The organism is Moraxella sp. DOX410 (assembly GCF_032248735.1).
GTDB lineage: Bacteria > Pseudomonadota > Gammaproteobacteria > Pseudomonadales > Moraxellaceae > Faucicola > Faucicola tetraodonis.
In genome coordinates, this window is record NZ_CP135138.1 from 855,029 (window position 1) to 878,278 (window position 23,250).

Genomic DNA, 23,250 nt, shown 5'->3' on the forward strand with positions numbered 1-23,250 from the left:
AAAATCGGCTCAACTCACTAAATAATCAATGTTAGACTAAACTGTATTTTTCGCTCAAACCCGTCTATTTTCTGACCTATCGTTGAGAAACGTTGACTATGACAGACCCCCGTTCAGACAAGCCTTTGGAAACCCCACCTGTTTTGCCGCCTACTTATCGTAAACCTAACAAATTTACTCTAATACTACCCTGGATTTTGTTACTGCTAGTGCTGTTGGCGGGTTTGTGGATGATGACCAAGCCACAGCTGCCTTGGCAAAAAAATCAAGCAGTGGTAGCCAGTCAGCCCGGTTGGCAGCCGCCGAAATCTGAGCCTGTCGATACCAAAAAACTCGGTGACAATCCAAATGCTGCGGTGGCATCTTATCACAATGCTGTCGCAGTCGCTGCCCAGTCAGTCGTCAATATCTATACCACGCAAAAAATCGAGGAGCATCCCTATATGAATGACCCGATGATGCGCCGCTACTTTGAATATCACGGTATCCCCAATGGTGAAAGCGATAATACCAATTTAGGCTCGGGTGTCATTATTTCGCAAGATGGCTATATCGTCACCAACTCGCATGTGATTTCCAAAGCCGATAACATTATCGTGATGCTCAATGATGGTCGCAAGGCAACCGCAAAAGTCATCGGCAACGATGTGGAAAGTGATTTGGCGGTGATTAAGGTTGATTTGACAGGGCTAAAACCCTTAGGATTTCGTGAACAGTCGACCCAAGTGGGCGATGTGGTGTTGGCGATTGGCAACCCGTTTGGGGTCGGTCAAACTGTCACCCAAGGTATTATCTCGGCAACAGGTCGCACGGGACTGGGTATTAACACGGTGGAAGATTTTATCCAAACCGATGCCGCTATCAATCCCGGCAACTCAGGGGGTGCGCTGGTCGATGCTTATGGTCAGCTGGTTGGTATCAACACCGCGATTTTTTCACGCTCGGGCGGTTCGATGGGGATTGGATTTGCGATTCCTACCGAGATTGTTAAGCTTGTGATGAATGGTATTATTAAAGATGGTAAAGTGCGCCGCGGCTGGCTTGGGATTGAATTACAAAGTTCGATGAAAGACCCAACCAAGCTAGGTGATGACACTCAGGGCGTTGAAGTGATGAACGTGATGCCCAATGGTCCTGCCGCAAAAGCGGGCTTGCAAAAAGGCGATATCATCACCGCAATGGATAATAAACCTGTCGATGATGCCAATACACTGATTCAAATGGTCGCACGTAAAGCACCCAACAGTGTGGTCAATCTACAAGTGATGCGTAATAAAGCGCAAAGCAGCGTCAATGTGACCCTAGGTGAAAGACAACCCCAAGAGGCTTTGACCGAGCTACCCACCTCACAAAACTTTGACCAAAATAATGACAGCGCTAATCAAAATGGCACCAGCAATGAGGATGACATTCGAGCAGAATTAATGGAATTACTCAAAAAACATCATTAAACGTTATTCAAAACTTCAAAAGTTTGCTGCGCTGCGGTTAGTCGGGTGCTTTACCTGCTTTCATTACCCGCTAAGGTCAAACCACGCCCGCCATCCACTGCAATAATCTGCCCTGTGATATACGGGGCAGCTGCCAAAAATACCGCCACTTGCGCGATATCTTGCGGTGTGCCAATTCTTTTTAACGGTACGGCGCGGCAGATTTTGTCAATCGTTTCAGCGGTGAGCGCTTGCTCAGAGCCCTCTATGGGTAAAATGTTAATACCCGGCGCGATACCATTGACGCGGATATCGGGCGCTAGTTCGATTGCTAGCGACTGCACCATCATTTGGTGCGCGGCTTTTGCCATGTTATAGACCGTATAACCCCCAAATGGCTTGCCATTGGCGTGAATGTCCAAAATGCTGATAATGCAGCCTTGCGATTTTTTTAGATAAGGGTATAAATATTGGCTGATAAATAACGGGGTTTGCGCATTGGTCAAAAATAAATTTTGCCAGTCTTGCTGAGAGATTTGACCAAAGGGCGTCGGGTAAAAGCGTGAGGCATTATGAACCAAACAATCCAATCGACCAAAACTGTTGATTATGCGCCAAGTCAATTGTGGCAAAGTTTCAAAGTTCTCTAAATCCCCTTGCACGCTTTTTGCTGACTGTGGGCGAATGGCATTACAGTAATTAACAAGTTCAATGGCTTCTGATTCACTGGTATGGTAATGGATAATGATATTATAATTGGCTTGGTGCAGTGCCAGCACAAGTGCCCGACCAATTCGTTTGGCCCCACCTGTGACACACGCCACACGGCACGGATTGGATACTTCGCTCATCGCTGCTTGATTCAACATCATTTGCTACCTATGGCTATTTGATTAAGCGGTTTGTCGTTTTAATCATTCATGCTTTAATCCATATGAGCCCAATTGGTTGGGATTGGAATACCCCATGATTATCACACACCTTAAACGAGCGACACAACTTTATCAAGCGCTGCAGGATTATCAGCAAAGCACCCATGCTTTTAGCCAAAGCATCACCAAATGGCGCACCAAGTCCTAACGATTTACCTTAAATTTACATAAAAAAAGAGCAGGGCTTATCCTGCTCTTAATTTTTGACACTTAAAAATTAGTTGGCTTTCAAATAATTAGTTGCCTTTAAAATCAGCTAACTTAAAAAAATTAGTTACCTTGCTCAAGCGTTTGTTGATAGGCTTGGTCAAAATTGACTGGCGCAAGTAACAATTGTGGGAAGCTACCACGGGTCACAATGTCACTGACCACTTCACGGGCATAAGGGAACAATACGTTTGGACAATACGCACCTAAAATTGCGCCCAATTGTTCTTCTGGGATATTTTGCAACATAAAGATGCCCGCTTGGTGTACCTCTGCGATAAACGCGGTTTCACCACCGTTATTGGCAGTCACATTAACGGTTAATATTACTTGGTAGTGGTCATCGTCCAATTTTTCAGCGGCACTTGATAGGTTGATATCAAGCTCTGGTTGCCACTCACGGGTGAATACATCTGCGCCCGGTACTTCTAATGACATATCTTTAACATAGATACGTTCTAGCGCCAGTTGTGGTAAGTTTTGTTCGTCTGCCATGGTAGTGTCCTCAATTAACTTTTCTTACGTGGATTATAACAATATGACAGCTTTAACTTTTTCTAAAAACTAGTCTAAAAACTATCAACTGTATTTATAATGGGGGTTACTTATCTAAAAAGTTCTAGTAAAGTTTTTTACTCTGTTAACGGTTAATCCGCTAATAAACCATCAAGTTTGCCTTGACGCTCAAGACTGGCAAGTTGGTCATAACCACCAATAAAATTATCGCCAATAAAAATTTGCGGTACAGTGCGGTAATTATTGGTTTTTTGCGCCAATGCCTGACGTTCCTCTGTGGTCACATCATACATGTTAACTTCTTCAAAAGCTTGACCTTTGTTTTTTAATAGCATTTTAGCTTGCATACAGTAGGGGCACGTTGGTGTGGTATAAATTTTCACCATAGCCATAACAATCTCCTTATTTCTGGATTTTTTAAAATGGGTTAAAAGCTTATTATCAGATACCGATGAGATAATAAAGCGTTATTGATGGTTATGGGGCTTGGCGATTTAAATTTCAAATTGTGAACAGCCAACCAATCTTATTTGGTTTTGCCGGGCACGGTTTTTTCTACCACTAAAGGTAAACCTGCGGCTTGCCAATTGGTAATACCACCATCAAGACGATAAACGTTGTCGTTACCAATCATTGCCACTGCAGTACCCGCCGTCATACCCATTTGGCAAACGATGATAATAGGATGGTCAGCACTGCGAAGTGCGTCAACGTGATCTTTTAGCTCAGTAAACGGGATATTGCGGCTGCCTTTGATATAGCCTTTTTCAAAATCTTTTCGTGGGCGGATATCAATCAGCTGAGCGTTTTGGTTGTTGACCATCAAGCCCACTGCATTTGGATTGATTTTTTTGCCGCCGCGTTTGTTCTCAAGCATAAAAAATAGCACAATTAGCACAAACATGGTGCCAAATAAAAATGGGTGATGACCCATAAACTCAAACCAACGTTCCAAGATATCCTCCACAGGGGCATTTCGTCAAAATTATCGTTTGATTGCCCATAAAAAATTGACTGTATTATAACGGTAGTTGTCAATTTTAAGAAACTTTTATTTAGTCTAATATTTAGTCTAAAATCGCAAGTTTAAAAATCCTGCGAAGCCGCTTCTTGTTGCAGAAGCACCAAATTATCCACCCGCCTTGCTAGTACCTGTCCGTCTGTCACCGCCTGCCACATCGCACAATTGGGTGTGGACTCGGTATGTTTGCAATCGCGAAAACGGCAGTAGGGGGCAAGCGGCGCAAGCTCGATAAAGCCTTGCAAAATATCATCAGGGGTCAAATGCCAAAGCCCATATTCGCGAATACCGGGCGTATCAATAATGGCACCTTTGCTGAGCGCCATCGGGTCAAACGCTAAAAATCGGCTGGTGGTAGTGGTATGTTGACCCAACTGTGAAATGGTTGAAATTTCATTGACCGATTGTCCTGCAGCAGGCAATAACTGATTGACCAAGCTGCTTTTGCCAACCCCTGATTGACCGGCAAAAATCACGTTCTTGCCGGCAACGGTGTTTTTTAGTTGGGTTAAATCACCATTAGATTGGGTCACCAAGGTGGCATAGCCAAGCTGTTGATAGGCTGACAGTAGCTCTACAACCTCGCTATGACTACCATCTGCCAACAAATCGGCTTTATTTAAAATCAGCAATGGCGTAATGTCTGAGTGATGGCAAGCCACCAAATACCGATCAATCAGCTGGGCAGACGGTAGCGGTAGTGGCGCAAATACGACTGCTAAAATATCGACATTGGCGGCGATGGGCTTGAGCTTGTGGTAACGGTCAGGGCGGTTGATGATGCTTTGTCTATCATAAATCGCTTCAATGCGTCCAAGCCCTGTATTTGGGTCAGCGACAAAGCGGACTTTATCCCCAGTGGCAATCAGTGGCAAGTTGGTACGGGTGTGACAACGCCAAACACTGTGCAGGGTGATGGGTTGCCAAAACGGTTCTGGCTCGTCAGCGGCGACAATCGGTTTTTCAGGCAGGGTTTGCGGTAGGCTAGTGGCTTGGACTTCGAGCTGCTTGCCGAAGTTTGCGACAACAATGCCATCCATCAGCTGGGCATCGTCCAGCATTTGCTGGAATTTTTGTTGTTTTTGGATGCGACGCGTTTGTTGGTCAGTGAGTTTACGTTTACGGATTAACGCCATACGCTATCCACTACATCAGCCACTAGGGGATTTTTTACCATACTAACACCTTATAAAATTTTGCAATACTTTTGGACTCGCTACATGAATACGAATGGCTACATGAGCACGCATGAGCAATCGCCAACAAAACCGATATTTTACCTGTAAAATCTGCTAAGATGGCGGATTATTTGTTAAAGAGTATGAAAAGGCAACAGTATGGCGGTTGATAAAAAACATCTGATTTGGATTGACCTTGAGATGACAGGTCTAGATACCCTCAACGATACCATCATCGAGATAGCGACGATAGTGACTGACAGTGAACTCAATATCTTAGCCGAAGGTCCTGTGTTTGCCATCCATACGCCTGACATTGTGCTCAACAGCATGGATGATTGGAACACGCGCCAACATGGGCAATCAGGACTGATTGACCGTATTCGCCGTAGTAACGTGACGATGGCTCAAGCAGAAAGCGAAACCATTGCATTTTTGAGTAAGTATGTCGAATCAGGACGCTCACCGATGTGTGGCAATTCGATTTGCCAAGACAGACGGTTTTTAGCACGTCAAATGCCAACGCTTGAGCGGTTTTTTCATTACCGCAATTTAGATGTGTCAACTGTCAAAGAGCTGGCTTATCGCTGGCGCCCCGATATTTTGTCAAGCTTTGAGAAAAAAGGAAATCATTTGGCACTTGATGATATTCGTGATTCGATTCGTGAACTGCGCCACTATAAAGAGCACTTTTTTAAGTTTATTGGGTAACAGTAGAATTTTTAAAACGATACAATTCATATCATAATACTTGAAATTATCCAAAATTTTAGGCATTATAAGCTGACAAAAGGAATTTGTTAGCTTGACTTGAGACAAGTAAATCGAAATACAAGTGAATCAGCGTGAGTGTAAATCAGCAATAGTTGCGAGCCCATCGTCAAAAAACTGGTTGTATTAACTCAGATTTATTTCAAGTCAGCGCTATTTCAAGTTAGCGTTATTTTAAGCCAGTGGGTAACCGTTGACACTGGCACTTATTCCTATCTCATGGACGACATTAGGAGCCTGTCATGGACAATCTTGACACCCAAACCCTGCAATCTACCCATCACGATTATCAAAACTACCGCTATCAAAGCTACATTGACCAATTCAATATCGACGAACTTGAACAGCAAATCCTGCAAGGTTGCCGCATCAATGGTATCAACGCCTATGTAGAATGTGTCGGTCGTCATGCCCAGTCTGATAAGGCAAATAAAGTCGCGCTAGTGCATGAAGATACCCAAGGTAATATCCATAAAATCACTTACGCACAGCTCGATAAACTAAGCGGTAAAATGGCAAATCTGCTCAATTCTTTGGGGGTGAAAAAAGGCGATCGGGTATCAACCATGCTGCCCCGTACACCGACTTTGTTAGCAGTGATTGTGGGAGCATGGCGCATTGGTGCGGTATATCAGCCATTGTTTACCGCATTTGGTGTCGAAGCGATTGAATACCGCCTTGAAAAAGCCGCTACCAAAGTGGTTTTCACCGACAGCCATAACCGTGAAAAATTCAATGACATAAACCCACTACCAAACATGGTGATGGTGGGCAGCGAGCAAGCCGCCAAACAATATGGCGATTGGCATTTTGATAGCTTAATGGCAGCGCAAAGGGAAGACTTTGAACCTGTGATGCTAACAGGGGAAGATCCTTTTTTGCAAATGTTTACTTCAGGTACCGTGGGCAAATCAAAAGGCGTGGCAGTACCAGTTAAAGCGCTAACCGCATTTTATTTGTATATGGTACACGCAGTGGGTCTAAGCGATGATGACCAGTTTTGGAACATGGCTGACCCAGGTTGGGCCTATGGCTTGTATTATGCGATTACAGGACCTTTGCTAGTCGGTGCTACCACCCACTTTAATGAGTCAGGGTTTGATGCCAAACATACATTAGATTTTATCAAAAACCATAAAATCACTAATTTAGCCTCATCACCCACTGCATTTCGTATGATGAAATCAAGCGGTGTTTTTGACAACAAAGCTGATGAGTTACCGCTATTGACGCGTATTAGCTCAGCGGGTGAGACGTTAAATACTGAAGTGGTGACGTGGATCACTGACCATCTTGGTGCATCTATTCTTGACCATTATGGACAAACCGAATTGGGGATGGCGTGCTGCTGTCATCATAAGTTAACCCATGATCAGCCAATTGGTTCAATGGGTATGCCATTGCCAGGTTATCGCTTGGCGGTACTCGATGAAAACTTTAATGAACTAGGCGCAGGCGTCCAAGGTCAACTAGCCGTTGATGTGGCGAATTCGCCATCCTTATTTTTCCAAGGCTATACGTGGAACGAAAAAAATCCGTTTGAAAATGGTTATTATCTAACGGGCGATATGGTTGAACAGCATGATGATGGCACTTTTTGGTTTGTCGGGCGTGATGACGATATTATTACTACTGCAGGATATCGCGTCGGTCCTACCGATGTCGAGAACACGGTAATGGAACACCCGTCGGTAGCCGAGACCGCGGCGATTGGCGTGCCAGATGACATACGCGGCCACATCATCAAATCCTATGTTGTGCTCAAAGACGGCTACACAGGTAATGACGAGTTAGCCAAAGACATCCAAAGCTTGGTGCATGCACGGTTATCTGCCCATGCGTATCCACGTATCGTTGAGTTTATCGATGCCTTGCCAAAAACCCCAAGTGGTAAAGTGCAACGTTTTATGCTGCGTAGCATGAGTGAGGCGCACTAACAAAAATTTTATCCCTATCCAAAAGAGTAGCTAGTGTTAGCTAGGCTTTTTTTATCAACAAAAAACAACAGGTTAACGGAAAAACAATGCAAGTACAAAATAATACATTTTTGGTCACAGGCGGTGCGTCAGGTCTAGGTGAAGCGACAACCCGTTATTTGGTGGCGCAAGGCGCAAATATTATCATCGCCGATCTCAACCAAGAAGCCGGTGAGAAATTAGTGGCGAAATTGGGCGACAACGTGATTTTTGCAAAATGTGACGTCACTAGCGAAGCGGATGTCAAGAACGCGATTGAAGCGGGTGTGACCAAATTTGGTAAATTATCAGGGTCAATCAACTGTGCCGGTATCGTGGTGGTGCAAAAATTACTGGACAAAGAAGGCAATCCAGCCGATTTAACCACCTTTGCCCGTGGTATCCAAATTAACCTCATCGGCACTTTCAATGTGGCGCGACTGGCGGCGGCGGCGATGGCAAAAAATACTGCAGACAGTAATGAAGATAAAGGTGTGATTATCAATACCGCTTCAATTGCCGCATTTGATGGTCAGGTGGGGCAGGGCAGTTACTCGTCATCCAAAGCAGGTGTGGTGGGCTTAACTTTACCACTCGCGCGTGAGCTGCAGCGCCATCAAATACGTATTATGACCATCGCACCAGGGGTGTTCGGCACACCGATGATGGCAAGCCTGCCAGAAGCTGCCCGTACCAGTCTTGAGCAAGCCGTGCCTTTTCCCAAACGTTTGGGCAATCCAGAAGAATTTGCTAAATTGGTGGTACACATCATTGAAAATAGCTATCTTAATGGCGACGTCATTCGTTTGGACGGGGCTATTCGCATGGGTTAATTCAGGTGATTGTTGCCAGTAACTGCGCACAGTGACTGGCAACAGAGACTATCAACTTAACCCTCTAAAAAAGCCACTCTGAGAAAGATTGGCTTTTTTTATTAACAATTTCACCGAGATTATTTGGTAAGTCACTATTTGGTGAGTATTAGGCGGTTATTACGGGTCAATCGAAGACGGTATTCTTCGCCGTCATGCTGAATGCGAATCTCTTTGGTCAGCGCAAATAAATGATTGGAATATAGCGTAGGCAAGGAACTTTGTTGGGTGAGATTAGCGCGATTTAATAAGTGTAGCATGGGATACTCCTTTTCTCTGTAAGATGGGCGAATAGTGTTTTTAATTGATAATGATTATCATTTATATTTAATGGGTCGTCAAGTGACTTTTTTCACTTTTTCATCAAATTTAATGCTTTATAATGGGTAATAATCAACAGTTTGAGAAAAATATGTCAAAAGTCGTTAATGTGGCAGTCGCGGTGATACATTTTAACAATCAATATCTACTGGGATTTCGCCATGTCAGTCAACACCAAGGCAATCGTTATGAATTTGTGGGCGGAAAAATTGAGCCAAATGAAACCCCAACACAAGGGTTAGTCCGTGAAGTCTATGAAGAGATTGGCTTGGATATCGTGCAAAATACCGCAGTCAAAATGGGGGTGATACGCCATGATTATGTTGATAAAACTGTGGCATTGCACGTTTTTAAAATTGAAGTGAGTCAAGCGCAGTTTGATGGTTTGCAAGAAGGTAAAGGCAAGGAAGGTCAAGCCGTCACATGGGTTCATCAGTCAGACTTGGTCGCCAATCAGTACGCGCTGCCCGATGCCAATGCCCGCATTTTAGAGTGGTTAAAATTGCCCAATGCGATTTATATCACGCAGCCCTTAGATCACTTCATTGGTGTGGATAAGTGGGTTGATTTTTATAGCCAAAAACTGCCCGACGATGCCCATTGTTATCTTCGCCCGCAAACCAGCGATGAAAATGCCACCGCTATGATTGATGGCTTACTAAGGATAAGGGCGGATATCACCCCGATTATTCAATATGCAACACTAGCGTGCTTATTTAAGTGCTTACCTGAGCGCTTATTTAAGCGTTTAGATGCGTGGTTAAAAAACGGCATGGTACATTTAAATCACCAACAACTCATGACGCTTGATTTCTCAAGCTTATCAAAAAATTATCGCTATTTTGCCAGTTGCCATGACCAACATAGCCTAAGCAGAATAAATACCTTGGCAACCTCGCATACTGTCATGGGCTGTTTTTTATCCCCGGTGAAAGCCACACCGACACACCCAGAAACCTTTCAAAATGGGGGCATGGGCTGGCAAGCGTTCGGCGAATTAGCAAAGCTTAGTGATGTGCCGGTGTTTGCGCTGGGCGGGGTGGGGCAGGCAGATTTAGCCACCGCCTATGAGCATGGGGCGATGGGAATCGCGGGTATTCGGTTATTGGTCGACAAGGTATAAAAACTAGCCAACAGGTTGACAATAGCGCATTCGTTGTAACAACTGGCTGACAAAAAATGCCCCAATAGTCACCGTTTGAGCGTTTATTTTGAGCTAAAATGAGTACTTTAATGCGCAGTAAGACTGAGTAAAATAAGGTGATATACACAATGAAACTGATGAGTAAAAAAACGCTAGCAGTGGCAGGTATTGCAGGGACATTGCTTGCGATGAGTGCTTGCTCCACCACCCCCACCAAAACTACCGCAACCAAAACAACCGCCAAGCCCACAGGCGTTGGCAAAGCTCAGGCGGTGCAAAGCGTCGATTTAAACCGTTATGCGGGCAAATGGTACGAAATCGCCCGTTTGCCGATGTTTTTTCAGCGTAACTGTGCCAGTGATGTCACCGCCACTTACACCCTACAACCGACTGGCAAGGTGGAAGTCAATAACCAATGTATGGGCAAAGATGGCAAACCCATGCAAAGCATTGGTGAAGCCACCAAAAATGGCGACAGTGGCAGTAAACTCAAAGTTACTTTCTTGCCGCAAGGACTGCGTTGGTTGCCTGTTGGTAAAGCCGATTATTGGGTGCTTGCTTTAGACCCCAATTATACTCATGCGTTGGTGGGTACGCCAAATCAGAAATACTTGTGGATTTTGTCACGCACGCCCACGATGGATGAAGACACTTATCAAACAATGGTTGCTACCGCAAAATCTCAAGGCTATGATGTTAGTAAATTGCAAAAAACCGTACAAAACAGCCGATAAGCTAGGTAGTTGAAACACCCTGCTTTAAAATTGCTAAAACGCCTAAATTCCGTTACAATTTAGGCGTTTATTTATTGCTGCATTTTCCACAGATTTTATTTTTCCTTCACAAAAAAAGGTCATACTATGTCTGCCAATCTTTACCAAGACCACCTCACTACTCGCAAAAATCAAGAAGCCCAAGCGGTTCAGTTGTTAGTTGAGCTAAATACCCTAGCCAATAAAGGCGTCGATGTGCTGTTTTTTGGCAACCGCATTGCGCTAAACCTTGTTGATATCATTGCCCATCATGACAAAAACGCCCTTAACATCGCTGATACACTCGCCTTTGCCACCGCGTTAAACGACCAAAATCTAAGCCATACCACGGTGGACTTGGGTCAAGCGCTAAAATCAGGCAAGCAAGCCGGCAGCTTTACCAGCGGTGACGAAGTGCCTGCGACAGATGTCGTGTTGTACGGTTTTGGTCGTATCGGTCGTATTTTGGCTCGGTTGCTGATGAGCCGTCCTGCCTCAGACAAAGGCTTACAATTAAAAGCCATCGTCGTCCGTCCAGCCGGTGAAGCCGATTTGGAAAAACGTGCAAGCTTGCTTGAGCGTGACTCGGTACATGGCTGGTTTGATGGCTCAGTGGTGGTGGATAAAGCAAACAGTGGTATCATCGCTAACGGTCGTTTTATCAAAGTCATTTATGCTTCTGACCCAAGCGAAATCGACTACACATCTTATGGTATCGACAATGCCTTAATCATCGACAACACCGGTAAATGGAAAGATGAAGCAGGTCTTGGCAAGCATTTACAGTCAAAAGGTGCCAAAAAAGTGCTATTGACTGCCCCAGCGTCGGGCGATATCAAAAACATCGTCTATAATGTCAATGATGACACCATCGGTAGTGATACCATCGTATCAGCGGCAAGCTGTACCACCAATGCGATTACCCCTACGCTTAAACTCTTAAACGATAAATACGGCATTGAAAACGGTCACATGGAAACCATCCATGCGTTCACCAATGACCAAAACTTGGTCGATAACCACCATAAAGCCGAGCGTCGTGGGCGTGCTGCAACCTTAAATATGGTGATGACTAGCACAGGCGCTGCCAAAGCGGTCAGTAAAGCGATTCCAGAATTAAAAGGCAAATTGTCAGGCAGCTCGGTACGTGTACCAACGCCAAACGTGAGCCTTGCGATTTTGAATTTGAATTTCAAAAACCCAGTCAATTCAAGCGATGAACTCAATGCCTTTATCAAAGAAGCCAGTCAGAGCGAACAATGGCAAGCGCAAATTGCTTACTCAGATTCTGATGAAGCCGTTTCTACCGACTTTGTTGGCTGTGAAAAAGTGGCGATTTGGGATGCCAAATCTACGCTTGCGCAAGACAACCGTGCAGTGATGTACCTATGGTATGACAACGAAATGGGCTATAGCACTCAAGTATTGCGAGTTGCTGAAACCATGGCAAAAAACGCCTAAGTGTTCCTAAGCGTTAAGGACGATGACAAAACCGCTCAATTTTGGGCGGTTTTTTATTGGATAAAATTTTAAACATCGATTGTTCAAATTTTTCTTGCTAAAATTCATGCTATAATATTTGGTTATTCAAGAATTTAAGGAAAGTCTTCAATGCGTTTTATCGATGAAGCAATCGTAACAGTCAAAGCAGGCGATGGCGGCAATGGTATCGTCAGTTTTCGCCGAGAAAAATACGTCCCCAAAGGTGGTCCCGATGGCGGTGATGGCGGCAAAGGCGGTGATGTGTACGTGGTGTGCGACGACAACACCAACACCCTCGTCGATTACCGGTTTACGCGTCGATATGATGCCAAACGCGGCGAAAATGGTGGTGCCAAAAACTGTTCAGGTCGTGGGGCAGATGATATCTATCTATCCGTACCCATCGGTACCACCGTGGTTGATACCGAAACAGGTGAGGTCTTAGCGGACTTGACCAAAAAAGGGCAAACGGCGAGGATTGCCAAAGGCGGTGACGGCGGGCAAGGCAATACCCATTTTAAAACCTCCACCAATCAAGCACCACGACGTGCCACCCCAGGTTTTCCAGGCGAATTAAAAGTCTTGAAGTTCGAGCTAAAAGTGGTGGCTGACGTGGGTCTTATTGGTCTGCCAAACGCGGGTAAATCCACCTTTATTCGTCAAGTCTCTGCTGCCAAACCCAAAGTTGCCAATTATCCGTTTACCACTTTGGTACCGAATCTAGGTGTCGTGGATGTGGGTAAACACCGCTCATTTGTCATGGCAGATATCCCAGGGCTGATTGAAGGGGCATCTGAAGGGGCTGGACTGGGTATCCGCTTTTTAAAACACGTCGCTCGTACCCGTCGATTATTGCATCTTGTCGATGTACAGCCCATTGATGGTAGCGACCCGGTGGCAAACGCCCAAGTGATTTTTAATGAGTTAGAAAAATTCTCGCCAGAGCTGTCAAAACTGCCACAGATTTTGATTTTGAACAAAATCGACCAAGTGCCTGAAGAGGCATTAAACCAACTTTGCACTCATATCGTGGCAGAGCTTGGTTGGACAGGGATGGTTTTTCGTACCTCCACGCTCACAGGGGAAGGGGTTGATGCCGTGGTTTGGCATTTGATGAACGAAATCGAGCAAGAGCGCGAGATGGAAGAAACCGATCCTGACTTTGCCGAAAGTCAGCGTTTGCGTTTTGAACGACTGGAAGCGGAAGTGCGCGCCAATACGGAAGAGCAAAAAGAAGCGTATCGTGCTAAACGTAAAGCTGAGCGTGAAGGTCGCGTATTGGATGAAGATGACTTTGATGACGACGACTACGATGACGATGATGGCGTGGAAGTGGTCTACGCACCTTAGCAGTAATTGAAATAGCTTTAAAAAGGTTAGCGCGGGCTAACCTTTTTTATTAGCTGAATGTAGATAAGAATAGGTCATTTTTTTAATGCTTTGACAATGTGGGGTAATTCACCATAAAACACCCCAATGCCTGTTCCCATCAAGCCATGATTGGCAAGCGAAATGGTCGACACGCGAATCACAGGCAAATCATGCCAACCAAAATGGGTCCCCAATATTTCTTTAAAAAATTCGGTACTTTCATGATGCCCCGTATCTGTCAAATAGATAAACGCGGGTTGATTTGCGCCAAGTTTTTCGACGGTTTTTCCCATGGTAGTCAGGGTTTTTTCAAGCTTTCGCACTTTTTCTACCGCGACAATCTCGCCAATTTGATTAATTTGCATAATCGGTTTGATATCAAATAAGTTGGCAACAAATGCAGCAGGGGAGGACAATTTTTTGTTGCGAATAATATAGTCCAAGTCGCTAAGGGTAAATAAAAATTCACTGCGACGTCGCAAATCGTCAAGTTTTTTTGCCACGTTTTCAAACGATTCACCTTGTTCAATCAACACTTTTGCCTCGTACGCCAGCGCCCCTTCAGCAATATTGAGTGTTTTGGTGTCATACACAAAGATGTGCAGACGATTGGCATAATGTACTTTGAGTTCTTCTAGCATGGGCAAGGTTTGGCTAAATTTGGACGAGATGCCGCAAACAAATACCTCAGTGACTCCGCGAGCAATCAAATCATTAAACAACAGATGCATTTCATGGATGGATGGCGGAAATGTACTCGCTACCGATTTGAGGTTGGTTTTCATGATGGTTGCTAGGCGCTCACTGGTGATATTTTTACCATCGATAAAATCAACGTTATTGATGTTTACGTGTAAGCGCAGAATGTCCATGCCTTGCGACAATCCGAGGGCTTCAAGACAAGATGAGGAAGTGGTGACAACAGCTCTTTTCATAATTTTGATAAACCCAGTAGCCCATGAAGATGAGCAAATTTATATAAAAGCAATGTTGATAGCAAGTTATCCTCATCTAAATTGAGAAAACCTCAAGTCGATATTTTTTAGTTGACAATGTCAATTTTTTTTTCGATGGTTGCTATTTAATTGGGATAAAAATGCGTATGGCAAAAACGTGTGATATTTAACGGCTACCGGCATCGATTAGCATTTATAAACCCAGTAAAAATTGTTACAATGCTCAGCCAAGCCATTATGGCATTTAATTTGATTAAAAAATTGCACTTGACTGATTATGACTATCAACTTATGACTGCCACCGCCTCACCTAACTCAACTAAAAAAGCCCTTAAGTCCAACACCATTGTGGTAAAAATTGGTTCATCGCTACTGACCAATAATGGTAAAGGCTTGGATCGCACCGCAATTTATGAATGGGCGAAGCAAATCGCCAAGCTGCATAATGAAGGCTACCAAGTATTGCTAGTGTCCTCAGGGGCAGTGGCGGAAGGGGTGGTGCGGATGAATTTGGAAGAACGCCCCAAAAAATTACAAGCCTTGCAAGCCTGCGCCGCCATTGGGCAGATGGGCTTGATTGAAACTTGGTGGTCGGCGTTGATTCAGTATGGTGTACAAAGTGCGCAGTTGCTACTGACACATGACGATCTTGCCAATCGAAATCGTTATCTCAATACCGCCAGTACGTTAAATCAGCTACTTGAATGGCGCGTGCTACCGGTCATTAATGAAAATGACACCGTGAGTGTCGATGAAATCAAATTTGGTGATAATGACAGTCTAGGTGCGATGGTGGCAGCCATGGTCAAAGCTGATTTATACATTATATTGACCGACCAGCAAGGCGTATTCACCGATAATCCTCGCACCAACCCGGATGCAAAGCTGATTAAGACTGAGCGGGCAATGGCAGATTATTTGTTTGACGTGGCGGGAGATGGCGGCAAATTGGGTCGTGGCGGGATGATTACCAAAATTCGCGCGGCAAGGCTTGCGGCAATGGGTGGTTGTCCCACCGTGATTGTCAGCGGCAGCATCGATAACGTGATTAATCGCGTGGTCAAAGGGGAATCCTTAGGTACGATGCTCACCACCAATGACGATGATAAACGCATTGCCAAAAAACAATGGTTAGCCGCGCATCTGCGTATGGCAGGTCGCTTGGTGATTGACGATGGCGCAGTGGATGCCATCATTAAAAATAACAAAAGCTTATTGCCTGTCGGCGTGATTGAAGTGCAAGGTGATTTTGATGAGGGCGATGTAGTGGAGTGCGTTGATAAAACAGGAGTGCGTATCGCGGTAGGTCAGGTGGATTTCTCATCAAGTGAAGCTAAGCGCATCGCTCGCAAACGCAATAGCGACATCGAAGCGATTTTGGGTAAAAATGAGGAACGCCACGTGATGGTACATCGTGATAATATGGCGATTATCGTATAATTTTCGACAATTTTTGATTGAAATTTAACTAATTTTAGACTGATTCAATAGTATTTTTACCCAATAGTATTTTTACCCAATAGTATGTTTACCCAATAGTATTTTTAGCCAAGATTATTTTTACCCAAGATTATTTTTACCCAAGATTATTTTTAAAGGCAACGACATGACCCATAATTTTCCGATGTTAAAAAATGACCGTATTTTAAGAGCCATGCGTTTTGAGTCAGTGGATGTGACCCCAGTGTGGATGATGCGACAAGCCGGTCGATATTTGCCTGAGTATAAAAAAACCCGTGCCCAAGCCGGTGATTTTCTATCCCTATGCAAAAATACCGATCTGGCGACGGAAGTCACCATTCAGCCATTTCGCCGTTTTGAGTTGGATGCGGCGATTTTGTTTAGTGATATTTTAACCATTCCTGATGCGCTCGGTTTGGGTCTATATTTTGAGGCAGGGGAAGGTCCAAAATTTCACAAAACTGTCAGAAGCATGGCAGAGGTTGAAGCTTTGCCAACCGTCGCGATGGCAGATGCACTCGACTATGTGATGAAAGCGGTGACCAGTATTCGTCATGCGCTGGCAGGTCGTGCGCCATTATTTGGCTTCTCGGGTAGTCCGTGGACGTTGGCGACCTATATGATTGAAGGCGGTAGTTCTAAAGAGTACCGCTATGCCAAAGCCATGTTGTATGGCGAGCCTGACACCTTGCATGCGCTGCTCGCTAAAATCACCGATGCCGTGATTGATTACTTGCTAGCGCAAATAGCAGCAGGCGCGCAGTTAGTACAAATTTTTGATAGTTGGGGCGGGGCATTGGCGCATCGCCAGTTTGTTGAATTCTCGCACCATTACAACACTAAAATTGTGGCGGCGATCAAAGCAACATACCCAGAGGTACCTGTGGTATTGTTTACCAAAGGTGGCGGATTGTGGTTAGATACCCAATGCCATAGTGGCGCGGATGCGCTAGGGCTTGATTGGACAATGCCACTAGATAGAGCCCGCAGCATCGTCTTTGAACAGCAAAAAGCATTGACCAAATTGCACAAAAAGCGGCATACAGGCATCGCGCTGCAAGGTAATCTTGACCCCGCGACATTATTTGCATCGCCTGAGCATATTCGCCAGCAGACGCATTTGATGTTACAGGACGCCTATAGCCTCGGTGACAAAACAGGCTATATAGCAAACTTAGGTCACGGTATTAACCAATGGGTTAATCCTGACCATGCCAAAGCTTTTATTGATGCGGTGCATGAATATAAACTTTAATAATAATATCAGGAGACGACCATGATCAAAGTAGGTATTGTCGGTGGCACAGGCTACACTGGCGTAGAGCTAATTCGACTATTGAGTCGTCATCCACAGGCACAAGTGACGATGCTGACATCGCGCTCAGAAGCGGGCAGACGCGTCGATGATATGTTTCCAAGTTTGCGGGGCGTGACCGATTTAACATTTTCGGATTTGGATGAAAAAAAATTAGCAGCATGTGATGTGGTATTCTTTGCTACGCCACATGGCGTCGCGATGAAGCATGCCAGATTTTTAACCGAAAATGGCACTAAAGTCATCGATTTGGCGGCAGATTTTCGTTTGCAGTCGCTACAAGATTTTGAAACTTGGTATAAGCTTGAACATGCTTGCCCCGATATTTTAAAAGACGCTGTGTATGGGTTACCTGAAGTCAATCGTGATGCCATTGCCAAAGCCAATGTCATTGGCAACCCAGGTTGTTATCCCACCACGGCGATTTTGGGGTTAAAACCGCTAATCGATGCCCAAAACAGCCAGCAGCAGGCATTGATTGAACCTTGGATTATTATTGATGCCAAATCAGGCGTCTCAGGTGCAGGTCGCCAAGCCAAAATGAATTTATTGTTTAGCGAGACCTCGGATAGTTTTAGTGCCTATGGCGTGGCAGGTCATCGTCACGCTCCAGAGATTACCCAAGGGATTGACCAAATATTGGGTCAAAGCAAACACTTTCAGTCGCATGATATCCGCTTTGTACCCCATTTAGTACCCATGATTCGCGGTATGTTTACCACCATTCATGTTCGGTTGACGGCGGCGGGTCAAGCGTTAGATTTACAATCCTTATATGAAACCAGCTATCAAAACGAATATTTTGTAGACGTCATGCCAAAAGGGATGTACCCAGATACCCGTAGTGTACGGGGTAGCAACTATTTAAGAATTGCGGTGCAAACACTAGAAAATAGCCCGATGGCGACGATTTTGGTGGTACAAGATAATTTGGTCAAAGGTGCGGCAGGACAAGCCGTGCAAAATATGAACGTGATGTTTGGGCTTGCAGAGCAAACAGGATTGGAATTGGTCGCCGTAGTGCCTTAAGGTATTTCTTTAATAAGTGGTTTTCTTAAGCTATTTATGGTCAGCCTATTTAGAAATATTAATGCCATAGCAAGCACTGCTTTATTTTTTTTAGCCAAAAAAATATGACGCTATGATGAAATGGGCTAACTTTATTATTTTTTCGGTCAATAAATTTAGCTGAATTCATTATAATTTTTGTTTATAATGGGATTCGCTTTAATGGATGTCATATTCATCAACCCTTTTTGAGCTATCATCAGTACTGTGATTATCCATGTTTTGATCGTTTTTCAATTTGAGTATCTCTATGGATTTGCCCGAAGATAATAACTCTTCTCAATCTTTGCCAGAAGCACAACGCAATTATATTACCCAACCCAACAAGGTCTCTGGGTGGTTGATTGCGTTTGGGGTGAGCTTGTTGTTAGTTGCCATCATTGCACTGGTGTTAGGTCAACGCATTGGTTATCATCGCGGCTTAAGCTTTGCGGCTGAAGAAGCGAAAAAAACCGCCGCAGGTCTTGAAATCTCAGCAGAAAACATCAAATCACTAAAGCTAAAATCTGATACGTTGCAAAGCCAATTAACCACCGCGCAGCAAGAGCGTGATATCAGCTTGGCGAACCTATCAGCACTACGTACCGATATTCAAGATCTAAAAGTCACCAACTTACAGCTTGAACAAGGTCAGCAATTCTTAACCACGTCGCTTGCCAAAAAAGGCGGTATGAGTTTACAAGTCATCGGGGCAAAAATCGCACCGTTGCCAGAAAATGCCTATGAATACCGCTTTGATGTCGGTATGGTCGATCCGTCAAATCAGCCAAAAAATCTGATTCCAAAATTGACCTTGCTCGATGAAGTTAATATGGTCGAAGTCCCATTGCAACCCAATAGTTATTCGATTCATGGGATTGCAAGAATTCGCGGGCGTTTTTTGATGCCCAAAAACTTTGTACCCAAACAAGTGAAACTTGAATTAACCGCCGGCAACCAAAAAACTGAGCAAGTGTATGATTGGCAACTCGGTCAACCGATTGATAACATGCCATATACGCTTGAAGAAACGCCTGAAGCGGATAAACGACCCGTGAGTTCGACCGACAGCACGCCAGTGGCAAGCACAGCCAATACGCAAAAACCTGCCGCAACGACTGCTGCAAAGTAGTATAATCAATGTTTAATTTAATCTTAGGTAAATGCTTAATTAATGATGCTTCAAACGCTTAATTTTTCTCGTCAATCAGTCGTATCGCAGCCAACCACCACGAATATGGATTGGCATCTGCCGGCATGGTTGCCAACACAACTACCTAAACAGCCCTCTAAACAGCTACCTAGCCAATCACCAAATTCATTGCCAGCGCGTTTGACCGACATAGAAGGCGAGCCAAATACCGACCCTGTCGAAGATGTGCTATTGGCTGACCCTGAACTAAAAAAACCACAGATGTATGCGGTGGTCATGTATAATGATGATTATACGCCGATGGAATTTGTGGTGGATGTTTTACAAAATCATTTTAAACATACGCTAGATTCAGCTATCAGTATTATGCTTGCCATTCATCACCAAGGCAAAGGAATTGCCGGTATATACCCTAAGGACATCGCAGAAACCAAAGCCCAAGCCGTCAACCGTGAAGCGCGTCAGGCAGGCTATCCGTTACTGAGTCAAATCGAACCACAAGGTTAGTGGCAGTTTGCTATTTAACCCCGTTTTATTTTTGGTGGCACCTCCTTTCTATTTTTTATTCATCATTGAATTTTTTGCCATTTTAAAACCCGCCATTAACTACGTTTTATCACTTGAATTTATTAGCAATGTCATTATATTAAACGTAATGATTTTGATTTTTCCCATTTTGTCATCTTTCATTTTTACTTCCTTTTAACCGAACTTAGCATGATTAGCCAGATATCCATAAGATATTTGGTGCTGAGGTGACGGCAAATGAAACTTGAGAAAACATCAACGCAAATAACCATCAACACCTATAACGACATCAAACCAATCAATTAGATAACGCATGATTTTTCAAGTAGGGCAAAATCAAAAACCGTCGGCGACACGTATTAAGGACATCTTATGTTAAGTTTAGAATTACAAAGCACGTTGCGGTTGGTAGTGACACTCGCAAAACAGCGTGCACACGAATATTTAACGGTCGAGCATTTGCTATTGGCACTGTTAGAGAATGAAAATGCGGTAGAAGCCTTGGTGGCTTGTGCAGTCAATGTGGATCAGCTTGGCAAAGATTTGACCCAGTATATTGATGAACATACCCCAACGGTCGATATCAACGAAGATTACTCGCCACAACCAACGCGCAGTTTTGACCGTATCTTGCAGCGTGCGATTTTTCATGTGCAATCGGTTGCCAGCAGCCGTTTGGTAGAAGGCTCAGATTTACTAGTGTCTATGTTCTCAGAGCATGACACCTACGCGGTGTATTTGCTTAAAAAACAAGGGGTGACGCGACTTGAGTTGACCCAGTATCTGTCGCATGGTCAAGACAAAAAAGTGCGCGACAAATTAACCAGTGTGGAAACTGAAGAAACGGGTGAAAAATCCAGCAAAGACCCATTGACTGAATTTACCATTAATCTCAATCAAAAAGCCTCTACGGGCGGCACTGATCCGTTAATTGGTCGCCAAGCAGAAATCGAGCGTACCGCGCAGATTTTATGCCGTCGCCGCAAAAATAATCCCCTACTGGTGGGTGACCCAGGGGTGGGTAAAACGTCGATTGCTGAAGGATTGGCATGGCTAATTGTCAATGACAAAGCACCGAAACCATTATCAGGCTGTGTGGTTTATAGTTTAGATATTGGTGCCCTGATTGCCGGTACAAAATACCGCGGTGATTTTGAAAAACGGATGAAAGCGCTATTAGATGCCTTAAAAGCTAAGCCCAATGCGATTTTATTTATTGATGAAATCCATATGATTATCGGCGCAGGCTCATCGATGAGCAGCAATATGGATGTGTCAAATTTAATCAAACCTGCGTTGGCATCAGGTGAGCTGCGTTGTATCGGCTCAACCACCTTTACCGAATACCGCCAAGTGTTTGAAAAAGACCATGCCTTAAGTCGTCGTTTCCAAAAAGTTGATGTTAACGAGCCATCGATTGATGAAACGATTGATATTCTACGCGGTCTGAAAAAACAATATGAGAAATTCCATAACGTAAGTTATACCGATCAGGCGCTACAAAGTGCTGTGCATTTGGCGGTAAAACACATTCACGAACGCTTTTTGCCTGACAAAGCCATTGATGTGATTGATGAAGCGGGTGCATTTGTTCGCCTGCAAAAACAAGCTGAAAATCAGGTTGAATCTAGTGTGGACAGCAATCAATCCGTTGATGCCGTCGCAAATGACAAGCTATCAAATCAGCCTGTGGTGGATGAAGACGCACTTGTCGATGATTTGGATGCTAGCCATGCAGCAGATGGTGTTGTCGAACCTGAAGCTATGTTAAGCGAAGCCGATAATAAAGTAATTGATGCGGCACAACAAGATGGCGAAGTGGTGATTGATGTCCCGCAAATTGAATACATTATCTCAAAAATTGCGCGCATCCCGCCAAAATCAGTCTCAACGGATGACAAATCGGTGCTACAAAATCTTGAAAGCAACCTAAAACATTTGGTGTTTGGTCAAGATGAAGCCATCAAAAACTTGGCAGATGCCATCAAGTTGTCACGTGCAGGCTTAAAACCCGATGATAAACCGATTGGTTCATTTATGTTTGCTGGTCCTACCGGTGTCGGTAAAACGGAAGTCAGTCGTCAGTTAGCGAATTTGTTAGGCATTGAGCTGGTTCGTTTTGATATGTCTGAGTATATGGAAGCACATACAGCGTCCCGCTTGATTGGGGCACCGCCAGGCTATGTGGGCTTTGATCAGGGTGGTTTATTGACCGAAAAAATCAATCAATTCCCGCATTGTGTACTATTGCTAGATGAGATTGAAAAAGCCCATCCTGATGTATTTAACTTGCTGCTCCAAGTGATGGATCATGGCTCGCTCACCGACAATAACGGTCGCACATCAAGCTTTAAGCAAGTGATACTGATCATGACCACCAATGTCGGTGCTGATAGCATCAGTCGCAACAGCATGGGCTTTACCAAACAAGACCATAGTCGCGACAATAGTGAGGCGATGAAACGGATGTTTACCCCAGAGTTTCGTAATCGTTTGGATGCCATCATTCAATTTAACCCATTGGATCAAAATGTCATTGTATCTGTGGTTGATAAATTCTTGGTTGAGCTGCAAGCCCAGCTTGATGACAAGAAAGTAGTGCTTGAAATTGATGATGAGGTCAGAAATTATCTGGCAGAAAAAGGTTACGATCGTCTCATGGGTGCACGCCCAATGAACCGCTTGATTCAAGATGAAATCAAAAAACCATTGGCAGAGCAAATATTATTTGGTGATTTGGTGAATGGCGGTACGGTGTCGATTCGTATGAATGCCGATAAAACAGCGATTGAGCTTGTGCCCATTGATGAAAAGCAAATCGACAATGTCTAGGTCTAG

At 44.3% G+C, this 23,250-nt stretch carries 21 protein-coding genes; 14 read left to right on the forward strand and 7 right to left on the reverse strand.

The window, feature by feature from the left end; translation table 11 throughout:
* Nucleotides 1-98: 98 nt before the first annotated feature.
* Complete coding sequence (locus RNZ41_RS03905) at nucleotides 99-1,451, forward strand: S1C family serine protease (RefSeq protein ID WP_314027622.1); 1,353 nt, start codon at nucleotides 99-101, stop codon at nucleotides 1,449-1,451.
* A 50-nt stretch (nucleotides 1,452-1,501) separates the two neighbouring features.
* Here RNZ41_RS03905 and RNZ41_RS03910 read toward each other — a convergent pair whose 3' ends face one another.
* From RNZ41_RS03910 to rsgA, 5 genes are all read right to left on the reverse strand, one after another.
* Nucleotides 1,502-2,302, reverse strand: a complete 801-nt coding sequence (locus RNZ41_RS03910; protein ID WP_314027623.1) for a pteridine reductase — start codon at nucleotides 2,300-2,302, stop codon at nucleotides 1,502-1,504.
* Between the two features lie 330 nt (nucleotides 2,303-2,632).
* A complete protein-coding gene (gene secB, locus RNZ41_RS03915) occupies nucleotides 2,633-3,064 on the reverse strand; it encodes a protein-export chaperone SecB (protein ID WP_007114956.1) in 432 nt (143 codons plus the stop codon).
* A 152-nt stretch (nucleotides 3,065-3,216) separates the two neighbouring features.
* Complete coding sequence (gene grxC, locus RNZ41_RS03920) at nucleotides 3,217-3,477, reverse strand: glutaredoxin 3 (protein ID WP_100270201.1); 261 nt, start codon at nucleotides 3,475-3,477, stop codon at nucleotides 3,217-3,219.
* Nucleotides 3,478-3,611: 134 nt separating this feature from the next.
* Nucleotides 3,612-4,040 carry a rhodanese-like domain-containing protein gene (locus RNZ41_RS03925; protein ID WP_076774070.1) on the reverse strand — a complete coding sequence of 143 codons (429 nt, stop codon included), beginning with the start codon at nucleotides 4,038-4,040 and terminating at the stop codon, nucleotides 3,612-3,614.
* A gap of 131 nt (nucleotides 4,041-4,171) precedes the next feature.
* Entirely contained in the window at nucleotides 4,172-5,242 is a 1,071-nt protein-coding gene (gene rsgA / locus RNZ41_RS03930) for a ribosome small subunit-dependent GTPase A (RefSeq protein WP_314027624.1), read from the reverse strand.
* 201 nt (nucleotides 5,243-5,443) lie between these two features.
* Here rsgA and orn point away from each other — a divergent pair, with 201 nt between their 5' ends.
* The 3 genes from orn (at nucleotide 5,444) to RNZ41_RS03945 (ending at nucleotide 8,843) form a co-directional block, all read left to right on the forward strand.
* A complete protein-coding gene (gene orn / locus RNZ41_RS03935) occupies nucleotides 5,444-5,995 on the forward strand; it encodes an oligoribonuclease (RefSeq protein ID WP_099808247.1) in 552 nt (183 codons plus the stop codon).
* A 302-nt stretch (nucleotides 5,996-6,297) separates the two neighbouring features.
* Nucleotides 6,298-7,992 (forward strand): AMP-binding protein, encoded by a 1,695-nt coding sequence (locus RNZ41_RS03940; RefSeq protein ID WP_314027625.1) that lies wholly within the window; start codon nucleotides 6,298-6,300, stop codon nucleotides 7,990-7,992.
* 86 nt (nucleotides 7,993-8,078) lie between these two features.
* Nucleotides 8,079-8,843 carry an SDR family NAD(P)-dependent oxidoreductase gene (locus RNZ41_RS03945; protein WP_314027626.1) on the forward strand — a complete coding sequence of 255 codons (765 nt, stop codon included), beginning with the start codon at nucleotides 8,079-8,081 and terminating at the stop codon, nucleotides 8,841-8,843.
* Nucleotides 8,844-8,977: 134 nt separating this feature from the next.
* On the opposite strand, the gene hemP is transcribed toward RNZ41_RS03945, so the two are convergent.
* A complete protein-coding gene (gene hemP, locus RNZ41_RS03950; protein ID WP_072092918.1) occupies nucleotides 8,978-9,142 on the reverse strand; it encodes a hemin uptake protein HemP in 165 nt (54 codons plus the stop codon).
* Nucleotides 9,143-9,294: 152 nt separating this feature from the next.
* Here hemP and RNZ41_RS03955 point away from each other — a divergent pair, with 152 nt between their 5' ends.
* The 4 genes from RNZ41_RS03955 to obgE all read left to right on the forward strand — a co-directional run bounded on the left by RNZ41_RS03955 (nucleotide 9,295) and on the right by obgE (nucleotide 13,931).
* Nucleotides 9,295-10,326: an NUDIX domain-containing protein gene (locus RNZ41_RS03955; RefSeq protein ID WP_314027627.1), complete on the forward strand. Its 1,032-nt coding sequence runs from the start codon at nucleotides 9,295-9,297 to the stop codon at nucleotides 10,324-10,326.
* 149 nt (nucleotides 10,327-10,475) lie between these two features.
* Nucleotides 10,476-11,081, forward strand: coding sequence for a lipocalin family protein (locus RNZ41_RS03960; RefSeq protein WP_409950676.1), 606 nt, complete (start codon nucleotides 10,476-10,478; stop codon nucleotides 11,079-11,081).
* Between the two features lie 126 nt (nucleotides 11,082-11,207).
* Complete coding sequence (locus tag RNZ41_RS03965) at nucleotides 11,208-12,560, forward strand: glyceraldehyde-3-phosphate dehydrogenase (RefSeq protein ID WP_314027629.1); 1,353 nt, start codon at nucleotides 11,208-11,210, stop codon at nucleotides 12,558-12,560.
* 150 nt (nucleotides 12,561-12,710) lie between these two features.
* Nucleotides 12,711-13,931: a GTPase ObgE gene (obgE, locus tag RNZ41_RS03970; RefSeq protein ID WP_159676474.1), complete on the forward strand. Its 1,221-nt coding sequence runs from the start codon at nucleotides 12,711-12,713 to the stop codon at nucleotides 13,929-13,931.
* Nucleotides 13,932-14,005: 74 nt separating this feature from the next.
* On the opposite strand, the gene RNZ41_RS03975 is transcribed toward obgE, so the two are convergent.
* Complete coding sequence (locus RNZ41_RS03975; RefSeq protein WP_314027630.1) at nucleotides 14,006-14,887, reverse strand: DegV family protein; 882 nt, start codon at nucleotides 14,885-14,887, stop codon at nucleotides 14,006-14,008.
* Between the two features lie 312 nt (nucleotides 14,888-15,199).
* Here RNZ41_RS03975 and proB point away from each other — a divergent pair, with 312 nt between their 5' ends.
* The 6 genes from proB (at nucleotide 15,200) to clpA (ending at nucleotide 23,244) form a co-directional block, all read left to right on the forward strand.
* On the forward strand, nucleotides 15,200-16,348 hold the full coding sequence (gene proB / locus RNZ41_RS03980; RefSeq protein WP_314027631.1) for a glutamate 5-kinase: 1,149 nt from the start codon (nucleotides 15,200-15,202) through the stop codon (nucleotides 16,346-16,348).
* Between the two features lie 166 nt (nucleotides 16,349-16,514).
* The gene (hemE, locus tag RNZ41_RS03985) at nucleotides 16,515-17,624 is read left to right on the forward strand and encodes a uroporphyrinogen decarboxylase (protein ID WP_096489109.1); all 1,110 of its coding nucleotides are present in this window, start codon (nucleotides 16,515-16,517) and stop codon (nucleotides 17,622-17,624) included.
* Between the two features lie 21 nt (nucleotides 17,625-17,645).
* Complete coding sequence (argC, locus tag RNZ41_RS03990) at nucleotides 17,646-18,713, forward strand: N-acetyl-gamma-glutamyl-phosphate reductase (RefSeq protein WP_007114971.1); 1,068 nt, start codon at nucleotides 17,646-17,648, stop codon at nucleotides 18,711-18,713.
* A 289-nt stretch (nucleotides 18,714-19,002) separates the two neighbouring features.
* Nucleotides 19,003-19,863: a hypothetical protein gene (locus RNZ41_RS03995; protein WP_007114972.1), complete on the forward strand. Its 861-nt coding sequence runs from the start codon at nucleotides 19,003-19,005 to the stop codon at nucleotides 19,861-19,863.
* 42 nt (nucleotides 19,864-19,905) lie between these two features.
* On the forward strand, nucleotides 19,906-20,391 hold the full coding sequence (locus RNZ41_RS04000; RefSeq protein WP_314027632.1) for an ATP-dependent Clp protease adaptor ClpS: 486 nt from the start codon (nucleotides 19,906-19,908) through the stop codon (nucleotides 20,389-20,391).
* A 393-nt stretch (nucleotides 20,392-20,784) separates the two neighbouring features.
* A complete protein-coding gene (clpA, locus tag RNZ41_RS04005) occupies nucleotides 20,785-23,244 on the forward strand; it encodes an ATP-dependent Clp protease ATP-binding subunit ClpA (protein ID WP_314027633.1) in 2,460 nt (819 codons plus the stop codon).
* Nucleotides 23,245-23,250 lie beyond the last annotated feature (6 nt).